General features: G+C 55.5%; 15 protein-coding genes. 11 read left to right on the forward strand and 4 right to left on the reverse strand.

Annotated elements, in window-relative coordinates:
* The first annotated feature begins 132 nt into the window (after positions 1 to 132).
* The gene (gene psiF / locus OGX81_RS04095; protein WP_012133606.1) at positions 133 to 453 is read left to right on the forward strand and encodes a phosphate starvation-inducible protein PsiF; all 321 of its coding nucleotides are present in this window, start codon (positions 133 to 135) and stop codon (positions 451 to 453) included.
* Between the two features lie 107 nt (positions 454 to 560).
* Entirely contained in the window at positions 561 to 1658 is a 1098-nt protein-coding gene (adrA, locus tag OGX81_RS04100; RefSeq protein WP_012133605.1) for a diguanylate cyclase AdrA, read from the forward strand.
* Positions 1659 to 1673: 15 nt separating this feature from the next.
* Here the strand turns inward: adrA and proC are convergent, their stop codons facing one another.
* Complete coding sequence (proC, locus tag OGX81_RS04105; RefSeq protein WP_104869007.1) at positions 1674 to 2483, reverse strand: pyrroline-5-carboxylate reductase; 810 nt, start codon at positions 2481 to 2483, stop codon at positions 1674 to 1676.
* Between the two features lie 138 nt (positions 2484 to 2621).
* On the opposite strand from proC, the gene OGX81_RS04110 reads away from it, so the two are divergent.
* The 5 genes from OGX81_RS04110 to ppnP all read left to right on the forward strand — a co-directional run bounded on the left by OGX81_RS04110 (position 2622) and on the right by ppnP (position 5319).
* A complete protein-coding gene (locus OGX81_RS04110) occupies positions 2622 to 3080 on the forward strand; it encodes a YaiI/YqxD family protein (RefSeq protein WP_012133603.1) in 459 nt (152 codons plus the stop codon).
* 181 nt (positions 3081 to 3261) lie between these two features.
* Entirely contained in the window at positions 3262 to 3807 is a 546-nt protein-coding gene (gene aroL, locus OGX81_RS04115) for a shikimate kinase AroL (RefSeq protein ID WP_104869006.1), read from the forward strand.
* Between the two features lie 26 nt (positions 3808 to 3833).
* A complete protein-coding gene (yaiA, locus tag OGX81_RS04120; protein WP_012133601.1) occupies positions 3834 to 4025 on the forward strand; it encodes a protein YaiA in 192 nt (63 codons plus the stop codon).
* A gap of 261 nt (positions 4026 to 4286) precedes the next feature.
* Complete coding sequence (locus tag OGX81_RS04125) at positions 4287 to 4964, forward strand: AroM family protein (RefSeq protein WP_012133600.1); 678 nt, start codon at positions 4287 to 4289, stop codon at positions 4962 to 4964.
* A gap of 70 nt (positions 4965 to 5034) precedes the next feature.
* The gene (gene ppnP / locus OGX81_RS04130) at positions 5035 to 5319 is read left to right on the forward strand and encodes a pyrimidine/purine nucleoside phosphorylase (RefSeq protein ID WP_024130605.1); all 285 of its coding nucleotides are present in this window, start codon (positions 5035 to 5037) and stop codon (positions 5317 to 5319) included.
* Positions 5320 to 5356: 37 nt separating this feature from the next.
* On the opposite strand, the gene rdgC is transcribed toward ppnP, so the two are convergent.
* Entirely contained in the window at positions 5357 to 6268 is a 912-nt protein-coding gene (gene rdgC, locus OGX81_RS04135) for a recombination-associated protein RdgC (protein ID WP_024130604.1), read from the reverse strand.
* Between the two features lie 125 nt (positions 6269 to 6393).
* Between rdgC and mak the strand changes: the two genes are divergently transcribed.
* On the forward strand, positions 6394 to 7302 hold the full coding sequence (gene mak / locus OGX81_RS04140; protein WP_047458524.1) for a fructokinase: 909 nt from the start codon (positions 6394 to 6396) through the stop codon (positions 7300 to 7302).
* 442 nt (positions 7303 to 7744) lie between these two features.
* On the opposite strand, the gene sbcC is transcribed toward mak, so the two are convergent.
* Together sbcC and sbcD are read right to left on the reverse strand one after the other, a co-directional pair.
* Complete coding sequence (sbcC, locus tag OGX81_RS04145) at positions 7745 to 10888, reverse strand: exonuclease subunit SbcC (RefSeq protein WP_071259925.1); 3144 nt, start codon at positions 10886 to 10888, stop codon at positions 7745 to 7747.
* Positions 10885 to 12093, reverse strand: coding sequence for an exonuclease subunit SbcD (sbcD, locus tag OGX81_RS04150; protein WP_104869005.1), 1209 nt, complete (start codon positions 12091 to 12093; stop codon positions 10885 to 10887). Before sbcD ends, sbcC begins: the two co-directional genes overlap by 4 nt.
* Before the next feature lie 187 nt (positions 12094 to 12280).
* Here sbcD and phoB point away from each other — a divergent pair, with 187 nt between their 5' ends.
* From phoB to brnQ, 3 genes are all read left to right on the forward strand, one after another.
* Positions 12281 to 12970 carry a phosphate response regulator transcription factor PhoB gene (gene phoB, locus OGX81_RS04155; protein WP_012133591.1) on the forward strand — a complete coding sequence of 230 codons (690 nt, stop codon included), beginning with the start codon at positions 12281 to 12283 and terminating at the stop codon, positions 12968 to 12970.
* Positions 12971 to 13037: 67 nt separating this feature from the next.
* Complete coding sequence (gene phoR, locus OGX81_RS04160) at positions 13038 to 14333, forward strand: phosphate regulon sensor histidine kinase PhoR (RefSeq protein ID WP_012133590.1); 1296 nt, start codon at positions 13038 to 13040, stop codon at positions 14331 to 14333.
* A gap of 408 nt (positions 14334 to 14741) precedes the next feature.
* Entirely contained in the window at positions 14742 to 16061 is a 1320-nt protein-coding gene (gene brnQ, locus OGX81_RS04165) for a branched-chain amino acid transporter carrier protein BrnQ (protein WP_012133587.1), read from the forward strand.
* Positions 16062 to 16088: the final 27 nt, after the last annotated feature.

The raw sequence follows: 16088 nt of genomic DNA on the forward strand, positions 1-16088 counted from the left end.
GACGGCAATACTTTTGCCGTCAGGTGGTATTTTCGTCGTCAGCAGCCAGACTTAGAGTTAGCCTCCTTCGGTTACGGCGCACGTAACCAGAAGGATGACGTGTAGTGTCAACACTCACAGAAGGATGGTGCTATGAAAATAACATTACTGGTTACCCTGCTGTTTGGGCTGGTTTTTTTAACCGCCGTCGGCGCTGCCGAGAAGACATTAACCCCGCAACAACAGCGTATGACGAGCTGCAATCAGCAGGCGACGGCGCAGGCGTTGAAAGGGGATGCGCGTAAGACCTACATGAGCGATTGCCTGAAAAACAGTAAATCCGCCCCTGGTGAGAAAAGCCTGACGCCGCAGCAACAGAGAATGCGTGAGTGCAACCAGCAGGCGACGGATCAGTCGCTGAAAGGCGACGATCGCAGCAAGTTTATGAGTGCCTGTCTGAAAAAATCCGCATAGTGCTAACGGGTGAGCTGAGAAAATCACTCACCCGAAATTTCATACTTCCTTCACAATCCCCCTCTCTATAATTTGGGAAAATTGTTTCAGAATGTTCCCAAAAAATAATGAATGATGAAAACTTTTACAAAAAAGCGGTCGCACAGAGTGAGCCACCTCACTCTCCTCAAAATGACCATCAACGCTCCGGGCTGCGATTCGCCAGGCGGGTGAGACTGCCGCGTGCGGTAGGACTGGGATGGATGTTTCTCCCGATCGCCGCCGTACTGGCTTCACAACCGATTGCGGGAGGATGGTGGTTGTTTCTGGTCGGCTGGTCTTTCGTCTGGCCGCACCTGGCGTGGCAACTGGCGAGTAAAGCCATCGATCCTTTAAGCCGGGAAATATACAACTTAAAGGCGGACGCCATTCTTGCTGGCGTCTGGGTTGGGGTGATGGGCGTCAACGTGCTGCCCTCCACGGCTCTGCTGATGATGATGTGTATGAATTTGATGGGCGCGGGAGGGCTGCGGCTCTTTATTGCCGGTATGGTGTTAATGGTTGTGTCATGTCTGGTGACGTTACAGCTGACCGGAATTACCGTGGCTTTTCGCAGCGCGCCGCTGGAGTGGTGGTTCTCCCTGCCGGTGATTGTGATTTATCCCTTGCTGTTTGCCTGGGTGAGTTACCAGACGGCGACCAAACTGGCGGAACATAAACGCAGGCTACAGGTGATGAGCATGCGGGATGGCATGACCGGCGTCTATAACCGGCGTCACTGGGAAATATTGTTGCGTAATGAATTTGATAACTGTCGCCGCTACCACCGGGACGCCACGTTGCTCATCATCGATATCGATCACTTTAAGAGCATTAACGATACCTGGGGGCACGATGTCGGAGATGAGGCGATCATTGCCCTGACGCGCCAGTTACAGATGACGCTGCGCGGCAGCGATGTGATAGGACGTTTTGGCGGCGACGAGTTTGCGGTGATCATGTGCGGTACGCCAGCGGATAATGCGATTGCCGCGATGTCGCGGGTTCATGAGCGATTAAACGCGTTACGCCTGCCGTGCGCGCCACAGGTTATTTTGCGCATCAGCGTGGGCGTTGCGCCATTGACCACACAAATCGGACACTACCGGGAATGGCTGAAATCGGCGGATATGGCGCTTTATAAAGCAAAGAACGCCGGACGTAACCGTACCGAAGTGGCGGCCTGACGTCCGGCAACTGGCTCAGGACTTACTGAGTTTCTCTGATTTTTCCATACACTTCGCCATCGCTTCGATAATCGACGCCCGGAACCCTCGCTCCTCCAGCACGCGAACGGCTTCAATGGTCGTCCCGCCAGGCGAGCACACCATATCTTTCAGTTCACCCGGATGTTTACCCGTTTCGAGCACCATTTTGGCTGAGCCCATTACGGCCTGCGCGGCGAATTGATAGGCCTGCGCGCGAGGCATTCCGCCCAGCACCGCAGCATCGGCCATCGCCTCAATAAACATGAAGACGTAAGCCGGAGCGGAACCGCTGACCCCAACGACGGGGTGGATCATCGACTCGGCAATCACTTCCGCTTCGCCAAAGCAGCGGAAAATGTTCAGCACGTCAGCGGTATCTTCCGGTGTGACCAGCGCATTTGGCGTTATGGAGGTCATGCCCGCGTTGACTAAAGACGGCGTGTTTGGCATCGCGCGAACAATTTTGCGATCGTGCCCCAGCGCGCGCGCCAGCTGATCGAGCGTGACCCCCGCAGCGATAGAGACGACTAATGAGTCCTTGTTCAGGCTGGAGCTGATTTCGCTCAGCACTTTAATCATGATGCCCGGCTTCACGGCGCCGAAAACGATATCCGCAACCTGCGCGACGTCCTGCGCACTCTGCGCCGCATTGATGCCGTACCGATCGTGCAGCGCGGCGACGTTATCCGGGGAAGGGGTATAGACCCAGATTTGCCCGGGGAGAACCTGACCGCTGGCAATCAGGCCGCCCAGAATGGCTTTTCCCATATTACCGCAACCGATAAAACCGATTTTCTTCTCCATTTCGTCACTCCCTATGCGTATTTTTAGTTGGGGTTATTAGCTTAACGTGGATTGAAAGTCTCATGAAGGAGAAACAGCACTTTGACGGAAGACAAAAGCACGAGACAATAGATGATTGCACATGAGCCTGGAGCGGTTATGACAATATGGGTGGATGCGGATGCGTGTCCGAATGTGATTAAAGAGATTCTGTACCGTGCGTCTGAACGTATGCAGATGCCGCTTATTCTGGTGGCAAACCAGAATTTACGCGTACCGCCTTCGCGTTTTATCCGCACACTGCGCGTACCCGCCGGATTTGATGTCGCTGACAACGAGATTGTGCGTCAGTGCGAAGCCGGAGATTTGGTCATTACGGCGGATATCCCGCTGGCCTCTGAAGTGCTGGAAAAAGGGGCGGCGGCGCTGAATCCACGCGGCGAACGCTATACGGAGTCAACGATCCGCGAACGCCTGACAATGCGTGACTTTATGGATACCCTGCGCGCCAGCGGGATTCAGACGGGCGGGCCGGACAGCCTTTCTCCGCGCGATCGCCAGCATTTCGCCGCCGAGCTGGATAAGTGGTGGCTGGAAGTCCAGCGCAGAACGCGCTAAATGTAATGTTATTTTTACACTTTGCTGCTGATGATTTCTTGTTATAGTAAGCGCGTACAATCTTTCACGGTTTTTGTGGAATGATTTATTTACATTTAACGATGTACTAGTTTGGTGGTATGATTATTACTTTGATGACATCAGATCCCGCACCTTTGCGGCTCTCTGGGGAAAGCCCGCTATGACGCAACCTCTCTTTCTTGTTGGCCCTCGCGGCTGTGGTAAAACAACAACCGGTATGGCGCTTGCGCAGGCAGTGGATTTCCAGTTTGTTGATACCGATCGGTGGTTGCAATCGCACGTCCAGATGACGGTTGCGGAGATTGTTGACCGGGAAGGGTGGGACAGCTTTCGCGCCAGAGAAACAGCAGCGCTGAAGGCAGTTACCGCGCCGTCAACGGTGGTTGCGACGGGGGGAGGGATCATCCTCACCGAATACAATCGTCGCTATATGCGCGAAAATGGCATTGTGATTTATTTAAGCGCGCCAGTGTCCACGCTGGTGAACCGGCTGGAGGCCGCGCCAGAAGAGGGACTGCGCCCGACGCTAACCGGCAAGCCCTTAAGTGAAGAGGTGCAGGAAGTGCTTGAGCAGCGTGACGCGCTGTATCGTGAAGCCGCGCATTACATCATCGATGCGAGCCATACCCCTGACCAGGTTGTTTCTGAAATTCTTGTGGCGTTGTCGCAGGCGGCGCAACGATTGCAGGGCGGCGTCTATAATTAAAGTTCATCCAGTAAAAAGGAAGAACTATGCCAACAAAACCGCCTTATCCCCGGGAAGCGTATATCGTCACCGTTGAGAAAGGAACGCCAGGTCAGACGGTGACCTGGTATCAGCTCCGCGCCGACTATCCCGAACCCAACGCACTGATCAGCGAGCATCCTTCCGCGCAGGAAGCGATGGATGCCAAAACGCGCTATGAAGATCCCGATAAAAGCTGATAAATCCTGACGTGTGGAACGCCCGGCAAGGCGTCTGAGTCACGTCACAACGTACTTGCATCACACTTTTCACTCATTGCCGCATTCTGCTAAAACTGAAAATTAAACGATAACAATATACTACTGGAGTGATTTGGAATCTTTACACAATGCATTGCCGATCTCCTGCTACGCTTTTCTGCATTTGTAGCGCAGGGCAGGTAAGTGTTCAGGCATTTACCCGGAAATTAACGACGAAGTAAAAAGAAGGTGGAACAGAAAATGAGTGCGTCGTTGGCTATCCTCACGATCGGCGTTGTGCCAATGAGCGAAGTGCTGCCGCTTCTGACGGAGTATATCGATGAGCAACATATTACCCATCATAGTCTGTTGGGTGAGATCAGCCGTGAAGAGGTGTTGGCGGAGTACGCCGTCGAGGCCGGAGACGATCCGCTATTAACGTTGCTCAGTGATAACCAAATCGTCCATGTTTCGCGCCAGAAAGTGGAGCGCGACCTGCAAAGTATTATCGAAGTGCTGGATAACCAGGGCTACGATGTCATTTTACTGATGAATACCGCCGCGATTAACAGTATGACCGCGCGTAACACGATCCTGCTGGAGCCGTTGCGTATTATCCCGCCGTTAGTGGCGTCGATTGTTGATGGCCACCAGGTGGGCGTGATTGTGCCGGTTGAAGAGTTACTGGATGTGCAGGCGAGAAAATGGCAGGTCTTACAACGTCCTCCGGTCTTTTCTTTGGCGAATCCCGTGCAGGGATCGGAACAACAACTGATTGATGCCGGTAAAGATTTGCTGGAACAGGGCGCGGATGTGATCATGCTGGATTCCATTGGATTTAATCAGCGTCATCGTGATTTATTGCAAAGAGCGCTGGATGTTCCGGTCTTGCTCTCTAATGTCTTGATTGCACGGCTGGCTTCGGAGTTACTCGGTTAATTTTGCGTGACAGGCAGAAGGTCGCGACCCTATATTGGTGCTTAACGTAACCATGAGAAAGGGCCAGTTTATGCTACAAAGTAACGAATACTTTTCCGGCAAAGTGAAATCGATCGGCTTTACCAGCAGCAGTACTGGTCGCGCCAGTGTCGGCGTGATGGCGGAAGGCGAATATGCCTTTAGCACTGCCGCGCCGGAGGAGATGACGGTGGTCAGTGGCGCGTTGAACGTACTGCTTCCGGGGGAAACCGAGTGGAAAGTCTACGCAGCGGGCGAGGTGTTTAACGTCCCTGGCCAAAGTGAGTTCCATTTGCAGGTGGCTGAACCGACGTCCTATCTTTGCCGCTATTTATAATGGCGCTTCCCTCTCCCGGCGGAGAGGGAATATTCACTTAGCGTTGCGCTTCGCCGCCCAGACCTTCAACCAGGCTTTGAATTAACGCCGCCAGCTCACCCGTCATCAGAATGAAATCGGCATCAAAACGCTGAGCGTAGTCTTCGCGATCGATATCTTCGTTTTGATCGCGCAGTTCATCGCTGAACTTCAGGCGTTTGATCGAACCGTCATCGCAGATCAAGAACTGAATGCGCTGCTGCCAGTCGAGCGCCAGTTTCGTGACCACTTTACCCGCTTCAATGTGCACGGCGATCTCGTCGCTGACCAGATCCTGTTTCTTCGCGCGGATCACGCCGCCGTCTTCCAGCATTGCTTTCAGCTCTGCTTCGTCCAGCAACTGGAATCCCTGCGCCACCGTACCGGAACGCACCCATTCGGTGAGCGTCAACTCGATAGGATTTTCCAGCGCCAGCGGAACCACCGGCAGCGAGCCGAGGCTTTTACGCAGCAGCGCCAGCGTATCTTCCGCTTTTTTAGCGCTTGCGCAATCGACCATGATCAGACCGTTAACGGTGTCGATCCACATCATTGTCTGACTAAAACGGCTAAAGGCGCGCGGCAACAGTGAGTGCAGCACTTCATCTTTCAGCGAGTCTTTTTCCGTTTTTTTCAGCTTGCGCCCCTGGTCAGCTTCCAGTTTGGCGATTTTCGCTTCCAGCGCTTGCTTGATCACCGGCGACGGCAGAATTTTCTCTTCTTTGCGCGCGCAGATAATAATTTGGCCATTGGCAGTATGCGTTAACGCATCGCTGTGCGAGCCCATTGGCGGAACCCAGCCCATTTTTGCCATATCCTGGCTGCCGCAAGGGGTAAACGTCATCGAGGCTAGCTGTTTTTCCATCTCCTCGGCGCGCAACGAAATATCGCGGCTAAGACGGTAAACCATTAAATTTTTGAACCACAGCATGATAATTTCCACGGCCTTGTCGTTAAATCCAGCGGGTATAATAACGAATTGTCGGCGGGCTTGCATTGCCAACCAGAACACCCGCCTCTACTCTGTTGATATTCCCTAAAAATGAGGAGCGATGTGTGCGTATAGGTATCGATTTAGGCGGCACGAAAACGGAAGTGATTGCGCTCGGCGATGCGGGGGAACAGCTGTTTCGCCATCGTCTGCCTACGCCGCGGGATGATTATCGACAAACGATAGAGACCATCGCTTCGCTGGTCGAGATGGCGGAAAAGGCGACGGGCCAGACGGGTACGGTAGGGATGGGTATTCCCGGTTCGATCTCGCCCTATACCGGCGTGGTAAAGAACGCCAACTCAACCTGGCTTAACGGTCAGCCGTTCGATAAAGATTTGAGTGCGCGTTTGCAGCGGGAAGTGCGCCTGGCGAACGACGCCAACTGTCTGGCGGTGTCCGAAGCGGTGGATGGCGCGGCGGCCGGAGCGCAGACCGTTTTTGCGGTGATCATCGGCACCGGGTGCGGGGCTGGCGTGGCGCTGAACGGTCGGGCGCATACCGGCGGCAACGGTACGGCAGGCGAGTGGGGGCACAATCCCTTGCCGTGGATGGATGAAGATGAACTGCGCTACCGTGAAGAAGTGCCCTGCTATTGTGGCAAACAAGGCTGCATTGAAACCTTTATCTCAGGAACCGGGTTTGCCACGGATTACCATCGTCTGAGTGGTCATCCGCTGAAAGGGAATGACATTATCCGTCTGGTTAACGAGCAGGACGCGCTGGCGGAACGGGCGCTTAGTCGTTATGAACTGCGCCTGGCGAAATCGTTAGCCCATGTGGTCAACATCCTCGACCCGGACGTTATCGTGTTAGGCGGCGGGATGAGCAATGTCGACCGGTTGTACAACACCGTGCCATCGTTGATTAAACCGTTTGTTTTTGGCGGCGAATGCGAAACGCCGGTCCGTAAGGCGTTACATGGCGATTCCAGCGGCGTTCGCGGCGCGGCATGGTTGTGGCCGCAGGAGTAAATCGTTTTTTGCCGGATAAGGCGTAATGCCCGGTGGCGCTACGCTTACCGGGCCTACAAAATGCTCCCTGTAGGCCGGATAAGGCGGTGACGCCGCCATCCGGCATAGTGCCCGGTGGCGCTACGCTTACCGGGCCTACAACGTGCTCCCTGTAGGCCGGACAAGGCGGTGACGCCGCCATCCGGCGTAATGCCCGGTGGCGCTATGCTTACCGGGCCTACAACGTGCTCCCTGTAGGCCGGATAAGGCGTTTACGCCGCCATCCGGCGTAATGCCCGGTGGCGCTACGCTTACCGGGCCTACAACATGCTCCCTGTAGGCCGGATAAGGCGTTTACGCCGCCATCCGGCGTAATGCCCGGCGGCGCTATGCTTACCGGGCCTACAATGTGCTCCCTGTAGGCCGGACAAGGCGGTTACGCCGCCATCCGGCAAAACAACCGTCATTCCACAGCAAACATCTTATCCAGTTTGCTGTAACCCAGCCCGTTGATTTTCTTCACCTTAATTTGCACAGGAATGCGTTCTTTCATCGCTTCCACATGGCTTATTACGCCAATCGTCTTACCGGTGGCATTCAGCGCGTCCAGGGCATCCAGCGCGGTATCCAGCGTCTCGCTGTCCAGCGTGCCGAACCCTTCATCAAGGAACAGAGAGTCGATGCGCGTTTTGTGGCTAACCAGATCGGACAACGCCAGCGCCAGCGCCAGACTGACCAGGAAACTTTCGCCGCCCGACAGCGTGCGGGTATCGCGAACGGCATCCGCTTGCCAGGTATCGACCACCTCCAGTTCCAGCGCTTCGCTGGCCTTGCGCTGGAGCAGGTAACGACCATGCAGGCGAGTCAGCTGATTGTTCGCCAGCCAGACCAGGTTATCCAGCGTCAGTCCCTGAGCAAATTTGCGGAATTTATCGCCCTCTTTAGAGCCGATTAACGCGTTCAGATAACCCCAGTCCTCCACCTGCTGCGAGGCGTTTTCAATCTCCAGCATCAGAGACTGCTGCTGTTGGCGGTTATCCGCATCCTGTTTGAGTTGCTGGCGGATCTCCCCCTGACGCGTCGTATTGTCCCGCAGTTGTCCGGTTAATTGCGTCACGGCCTGCTGAATGTGTTCAGGTGTGAGCGTGAGATCCAGCCCTTCGGGCGGATGTTGTTGATGTTCTGCCAGAGCCTGGCTCGCCTGAGCGGCTAAGGCCTGCGCCTGCTGTAACTGGTTTTCCAGCGCCTGGCGATGTTGTTCGAGGCGGGCGATGGTCTCATCGTCCAGCAGCGCGGCAAGGAAGGCGGCGCGATCGTCAAATACGCTGGCCTTGAGCGCGGCGTCAAAGTGCGCCTGCGCCTGTGCTACCCGCTGCATTTCCTGCGCTTCCTGCTGCTGCAAGGTCTGCCACTGGCTCTGTAGCGAAACGCAATCATCATGTACCTGCCGCCAGTTATCCAGCGCCACGCGCTCGTTGCTCTCCGGGAGAATATCTGTTTCCGGTAGTGTTTCCAGCAGGGGAGCCAACTGCGCGATGCGCGTTTGTAGCTCGCCCAGTTCCGTTTGGCGCTGTTGCCATGTTTGCGCGTCATCCGCGCGGGCGTTTAACCACGACGCTTCTTCTCCGTCGGCGGGCAGGGATAACCCGTAGCGGCGCAGTTCAGACAGCAGCGTAGTTTGACGCTGGTCGATTTGCTGCTGAAATTGCGTAACCTGCCCGGTATGGGCGGCGATCTGCGCCTGCAACATATGGCGCTGGCTGAGCTGATACAGCTGTTGTTCATAGTCCTGCCGGGCGGTCAGCCACGGTGAAATATCGTCCTGAGGGTGCAGCGTAACTTTTAGCGCGCCACACAGCGTCTGCCATTCTTGAGTGAGCGCTTGCTCCTCTTTTACCAGTGCTTGCGCTTCGCTTTCGTCGCGGTGTAGCTGCTGCGTTAATGTTTCCAGTTGCCCGCGTAAGGCGGCGCCTTCTTCCGCCAGCGTCTTGACCTCTTTTTCCAGTGCATCTCGCCGCGCCTGATTCACGCCGGGTTCGAGTGCCTGATAGGATGCAATCGCCGGATGCGAGGTCGAGCCGCAGAGCGGGCATGGCTGGCCGGATTGCAGCAGCGCTCGCTGGCTTTCCAGATCTTTGATGCGCGCCTCCTGCTCGCAAATCGTTTTTACATCCATGAACTGCTGATTTTTTTCTTTATATTTCTGCCGCTTATCCTCCAGCGCCGCACTGCGTCGGGCCAACTCCTGCTGACTATTCTGGATCGCGGTTTGCAGTTGTTCCCGTCGTTTTTGCTTAGGCGCTATCTGCCCATGCAGGCTGGCGAGCCGCTGACGCAGCGGCTGCTGCTGCGTATGCTGCGCCAGCGCTGCCGTGGCCTCTTCTGGCGTAAGCGTCAGAGGATTCGGTGGAAGCGCGTCACGCTTGCGGATATCGCTTGCACACTGCTGCTGCCATTTAAGCAACTGCGCTTTATCGCTGGACTGTTGAGCAAACAGCGCACGCCAGCCTGCCAGTTCACTGCTCCACAAGCGGAAGCGTTCATGCTCGGTGAGCCACCCGGTCAGCGTCTGCATGGTGGCGCGCAGTTCGGCGGATTGTTGTTGAGCGCTGTGTCGAATGCGGCTGCGCAGGTGTAATACGCTTTGTAAGCGAGCATTCACTTCCTGAATTTGCTGACGTGTGCGCCCGGCGGCAGCGGTTTGTTCCTCAATGCGTTCCCAGTGTGGGCGTAACTGCCGGGCAGGATGCGCCAGGTTCAGCGCGGCCAGCTGCGGCTGCGCGTTTTCCTGTTCTTCCTGGGCGACCCGCAGCGCCTGCTGGCGGCGATTCATTTCAGCCTGCAACTCATTCTGACGGGTCAGCCAGTGCAGATGTTGCTGGTGAAGCTGCTGGCGGGCGAGCAGCTGTTTTTCTTCGTCAGTGAGCGCCTGCAAACTTTCATTGAGGGAATGCTGCTGCTCCGGCGCTAACAGCGAGACGCCGCTGGCCTGCGCCTGAAGCTTTTCCAGGTCGGTGCGGGCGGTCTTGTGCTTTTCAAACACCAGCGCGGAGATCTGCCCGTAGATTTCGGTTCCGGTCAGCTCTTCCAGAAGCTCGGCGCGCTCTTTTGGCTTCGCATTGAGAAACGCAGCGAACTGCCCCTGCGACAGCAGCATGGAGCGGGTAAAACGTCCGTAATCCAGCCCGGTAAGCGATGCCGTCATCTCCAGCTTATCTTTGACCTTATCGGCGAGGATTTTTCCGTCGGCGCAGCGCGCCAGCTCCACGCGCGGCACTTGCAGGTTTCCATCCGGCTGATTGCGGGCGCGGTTCTGGCTCCAGAAAGCGCGGTAAGACTCGCCTTTAACCTCGAACTCCACTTCAGCAAGGCATTCGGCCGTATCGCGGGTCATCAGATCGTTTTGCGATTGCGAAACGGTGCTCAGGCGTGGCGTCTCGTGATAGAGCGCAAGACAGATGGCGTCGAGCAGCGTGGTTTTCCCCGCGCCGGTCGGCCCGGTGATGGCAAACAGCCCGTTGCTGGCAAAAGGTTCTGCTGTGAAATCGACTTTCCATTCTCCCTTCAGGGAGTTGAGGTTTTTCAGGCGCAGGCTGAGAATCTTCATGCGTCATGCTCCCCGGCCAGCGAATGTAGGGTGGTGGTAAAAAGCTGCGTCAGACGTTCACGCTGGGGCTCATCCATCTCTTCCAGCGCCAGACGGCGGGTAAAAACGTCTTCCACGCGCAGTTCGCTCAGGGTTTCACGTCGTTCGTTAGCCATAATGCGTTCGCGATTTTCCCGACTGCGGCGCACCAGTAAAACCTCAACGGGCAGCGACTCCGTTAATGCCTGAATTTTGCGCTGCATATCGTGAAGGTATTCGTCGGTGGTGATTTCAATATCCAGCCAGACGGGAGGCTCCTGGTGAGCATCGCGCCATTGCTCAAGTTGTTCGGTGATGGAGGCCAGATCGCCTTTCAGCACCGCCAGCGGTTGAGTGACGGGAACGGTGAGGTTCTCTACTTGATGTAATTTGCCGTTTGCAAAACTGACCAGATGGACGCATTTGCTTTTGCCGCACTCATCAAAGCTCAGCGCGATCGGAGAGCCGCAGTAGCGGATGTGTTCCGTGCCGCCAATGATCTGCGCCCGGTGAATGTGTCCCAGCGCGATATAATCGGCAGGAGGGAAGTTTTGCGCCGGGAAGGCGTCCAGCGTGCCGATATAGATGTCACGTACCGCGTCACTTTTACTGGCGCCGACGGTGGTCAGGTGCCCGGTGGCGATAACCGGCAGAGTTTGATCGCCGTCGCCGCGCAGCTTACAGGCTTCCTGATACTGTTGTTGGTAGTAATCAGTGATCGCCCCGAGCAGATGCTGCTGTTTTTCATTGCCCGAAAGCCCCGCCTGGCTGGTGATGATGTCGCGCGGGCGTAAAAACGGAATCGGGCAAAGCACGGCGCCCGGCGTGCCGTCGCGACGGTAAAGGTACTGCGGCGCGTGGCCTGCGCTGGCGACCACGGTGGTGTTGAGAAACGCCAGAATATCGCGGGATTCGTTGAGCGTGGCGACGGAGTCATGGTTTCCGGCCAGCACCACCAGATGACAGCCGGTTTGCTGTAAATTGACAACAAACCGGTTATACAACTCGCGGGCATAGCTTGGCGGCGATCCTGTATCAAAAATGTCACCCGCGACAATAATCGCATCCACCTGGTGAGATTGCGCGGTTTCCAGCAGCCAGTCGAGAAACGCCTGGTGCTCGGCGGCGCGGCTTTTGCTGTAGAAGTTTTGTCCCAGATGCCAGTCAGAGGTGTGAAGGATGCGCATAACGGTTCCATGACGAAAAAGCGTGGGCAGGATTATAACCCGTCGGGAACGGTAATATCTTGTTTCGTGACTGTCATAAATCAATAACCTGAGCCGAATGTCGACTATCTTTTTCATAAATCTGTCATAAATCTGACGCATAATGGCGCCGCATTGATGACAACGACTTATTTAAACAGGGCAAATCATGGCGAGACGTATTCTGGTCGTAGAAGATGAAGCTCCAATTCGTGAAATGGTCTGCTTCGTGCTCGAGCAAAATGGCTTTCAGCCAGTAGAAGCCGAAGATTATGACAGTGCTGTGAACCAACTGAATGAACCCTGGCCGGATTTAATCCTCCTTGACTGGATGTTGCCCGGCGGGTCGGGCCTTCAGTTTATTAAACACCTCAAGCGTGAAGCGATGACCCGGGATATCCCTGTGGTTATGCTGACGGCAAGAGGCGAAGAGGAAGACCGCGTGCGCGGGCTGGAAACCGGGGCGGATGACTATGTCACCAAGCCGTTTTCCCCTAAAGAGCTGGTGGCGCGTATCAAAGCTGTGATGCGCCGCATTTCGCCGATGGCGGTAGAAGAGGTGATTGAGATGCAGGGGCTTAGCCTCGATCCAACCTCACATCGCGTGATGACCGGGGAAAATCCGCTCGATATGGGGCCGACCGAATTTAAATTGTTACATTTCTTTATGACGCATCCTGAGCGCGTCTACAGTCGCGAGCAGCTCCTCAACCATGTCTGGGGAACGAATGTGTATGTTGAAGACCGTACGGTCGATGTGCATATTCGTCGTTTGCGTAAAGCGCTGGAGCACAGCGGTCACGATCGTATGGTGCAAACGGTACGCGGAACCGGGTATCGCTTTTCGACCCGTTTTTAATACCTTGCCGCCAGACCGGCATCTCGGTGTGGCGGGCGGGTTTACTATTCTGAAGGGAGTGTGACGCGTGCTGGAACGGCTGTCATGGAAAAGGCTGGTGCTGGAGCTGATCCTCTGCTGCATCCCCGCTTTTATCCTCAGTGCTTTTTTTGGTTATCTGCCCTGGTTTTTACTGGCGTCGGTAACGGGATTGCTGATCTGGCATTTCTGGAATTTATTGCGCCTCTCCTGGTGGCTGTGGGTCGATATGAGTATGACGCCGCCGCCGGGACGCGGGAGCTGGGAGCCGCTGCTGTACGGTCTGCACCAGATGCAGTTGCGTAATAAAAAGCGGCGTCGCGAACTGGGAAACCTGATTAAACGCTTTCGCAGCGGGGCGGAATCCCTCCCCGACGCGGTGGTGCTGACAACCGAAGACGGCGGGATTTTCTGGTGTAACGGGCTGGCGCAACAGGTGCTTGGGCTGCGCTGGCCGGACGACAACGGGCAAAACATTCTGAACCTGCTGCGCTACCCGGAATTTACGCAGTATCTCAAAACACGCGATTTTATCCGGCCGCTCAACCTGGTGCTCAACACCGGGCGGCATCTGGAGATCCGCGTGATGCCCTATACCGATCAGCAACTGTTGATGGTCGCGCGCGACGTGACGCAGATGCACCAGCTTGAAGGCGCGCGGCGCAATTTCTTCGCGAACGTCAGCCATGAACTACGCACGCCGCTCACCGTCTTGCAGGGCTATCTGGAGATGATGCAGGAGCAGCCTCTGGAAGGCGCGACGCGGGAGAAGGCGCTGCATACGATGCGTGAGCAAACGCACCGGATGGAAGGGCTGGTGAAACAACTGCTGACACTGTCGAAAATTGAGGCGGCGCCCGCGCTTCTGTTAAATGAAAGGGTAGATGTGCCGATGATGCTGCGCGTTGTTGAGCGTGAGGCGCAGGCGCTCAGCCAGCAGAAACACACCTTTACGTTTGAAGTGGATGCCCGGCTGAGCGTATTGGGCAACGAAGAACAGTTGCGCAGCGCGATTTCGAACCTGGTCTATAACGCGGTGAATCACACGCCTGCGGGAACGCATATTACCGTGCGCTGGCAGCATGTAACCCACGGTGCGGAGTTCAGCGTGGAAGATAACGGGCCGGGGATTGCGCCTGAGCATATTCCGCGTCTGACGGAGCGTTTCTACCGTGTGGACAAAGCGCGGTCGCGGCAAACCGGGGGAAGCGGATTAGGTCTGGCGATTGTGAAACATGCGCTGAATCATCACGAGAGTCGATTGATTATCGACAGTTCTCCGGGTAAAGGGACGCGCTTCAGCTTTGTGCTGCCGGAACGATTAATTGCCAAAAATTGCGCTTAATTGTGGTTCGTAAGGTTAGCTTTCCATAAGCCAGCGGATGCTGGCTTATTTTCTTTGCAGTAAAGAAGACTCTGCTGAATTTTTCAACGTCTGATGCTTTTTTGTTCGCATGATTAGCCATGACTTTTTCTTATGGATAGCGTTTTGTACTGGTTGCTAATTTCATATCGCTATATTCTTCTGGTTTTTGGATCTCACCTTGCTTTAAAACGTTATAAGCGTTTAAATTGCGCTCCAGATGCTGTCATACCGACTGCATTTACGCGGTAAATCGAAAAACTATTCTTCGCCGCGCCAGCCCAGGAGCATATCCCGCTGGAATTGCTTAAAAATGCCGCTGTATCGTCCCGCAGGGAAGGGCAGAAAATTTAACGTTTTCAACACCACATCCACAGGCAGTAAAACTTTATGACCCATCAGTTAAAATCGCGCGATATTATCGCTCTGGGCTTTATGACATTTGCGCTGTTCGTTGGCGCAGGCAATATTATCTTTCCGCCGATGGTCGGTTTGCAGGCAGGCGAACACGTCTGGACTGCGGCGTTCGGCTTTCTGATTACTGCCGTTGGTCTTCCGGTACTTACCGTTGTGGCGCTGGCGAAAGTCGGCGGTGGCGTTGATAGCCTGAGCACCCCGATTGGTAAAGTGGCTGGCGTTCTGCTGGCGACCGTCTGTTATCTGGCGGTGGGGCCGTTATTCGCAACGCCGCGTACGGCGACCGTCTCCTTTGAAGTCGGGATTGCGCCGCTGACCGGCGATTCCGCACTGCCGCTGTTTATCTACAGCCTGGTGTATTTCGCCATTGTGATTCTGGTATCGCTCTATCCGGGCAAACTGCTGGACACGGTGGGTAACTTCCTGGCGCCGCTGAAAATCATCGCGCTGATTATTCTCTCCGTTGCGGCAATCATCTGGCCTGCCGGTCCGATTAGCGACGCGATGGACGCCTACCAGAACGCGGCGTTCTCTAATGGCTTTGTGAATGGCTATCTGACGATGGATACGCTGGGCGCAATGGTGTTTGGTATCGTTATCGTCAATGCGGCGCGCTCGCGCGGCGTTAAAGAAGCGCGCCTGCTGACCCGTTATACCGTCTGGGCGGGCCTGATGGCGGGTGTGGGTTTGACGCTGCTGTACCTTGCGCTGTTCCGTCTGGGATCGGATAGCGCGACGCTGGTCGATCAGTCTGCTAACGGCGCGGCAATCCTGCACGCTTACGTTCAGCATACCTTCGGCGGCGCGGGTAGCCTGCTGCTGGCGGCGCTGATTTTCATCGCCTGTCTGGTGACGGCGGTTGGCCTGACCTGCGCATGTGCGGAGTTCTTTGCGCAGTACGTCCCACTCTCTTATCGCACGCTGGTGTTTATTCTGGGCGGCTTCTCAATGGTGGTATCGAATCTGGGTCTGAGCCATCTGATTCAGATTTCTATTCCGGTGCTGACAGCCATCTATCCGCCGTGTATCGCACTGGTTGTATTAAGCTTTACCCGCTCATGGTGGCATAATTCTTCCCGCGTCATTGCTCCGGCGATGTTTATCAGCCTGGTTTTTGGTATCCTTGACGGGATTAAAGCCTCTGCGATTGGTGACATCTTACCGGCCTGGACCCAGCGTTTACCGCTGGCGGAACAGGGGCTGGCGTGGTTGATGCCAACAGTGGTGATGGTTGTTCTGGCAATTATCTGGGATCGCGCCGCAGGTCGACAAGTGACCTCCAGCGCTCACTAAGATCACTGACAGTATGTTTTAACCACG

It is taken from the genome of Citrobacter sp. CK206 (assembly GCF_030333125.1).
GTDB lineage: Bacteria > Pseudomonadota > Gammaproteobacteria > Enterobacterales > Enterobacteriaceae > Citrobacter_B > Citrobacter_B koseri.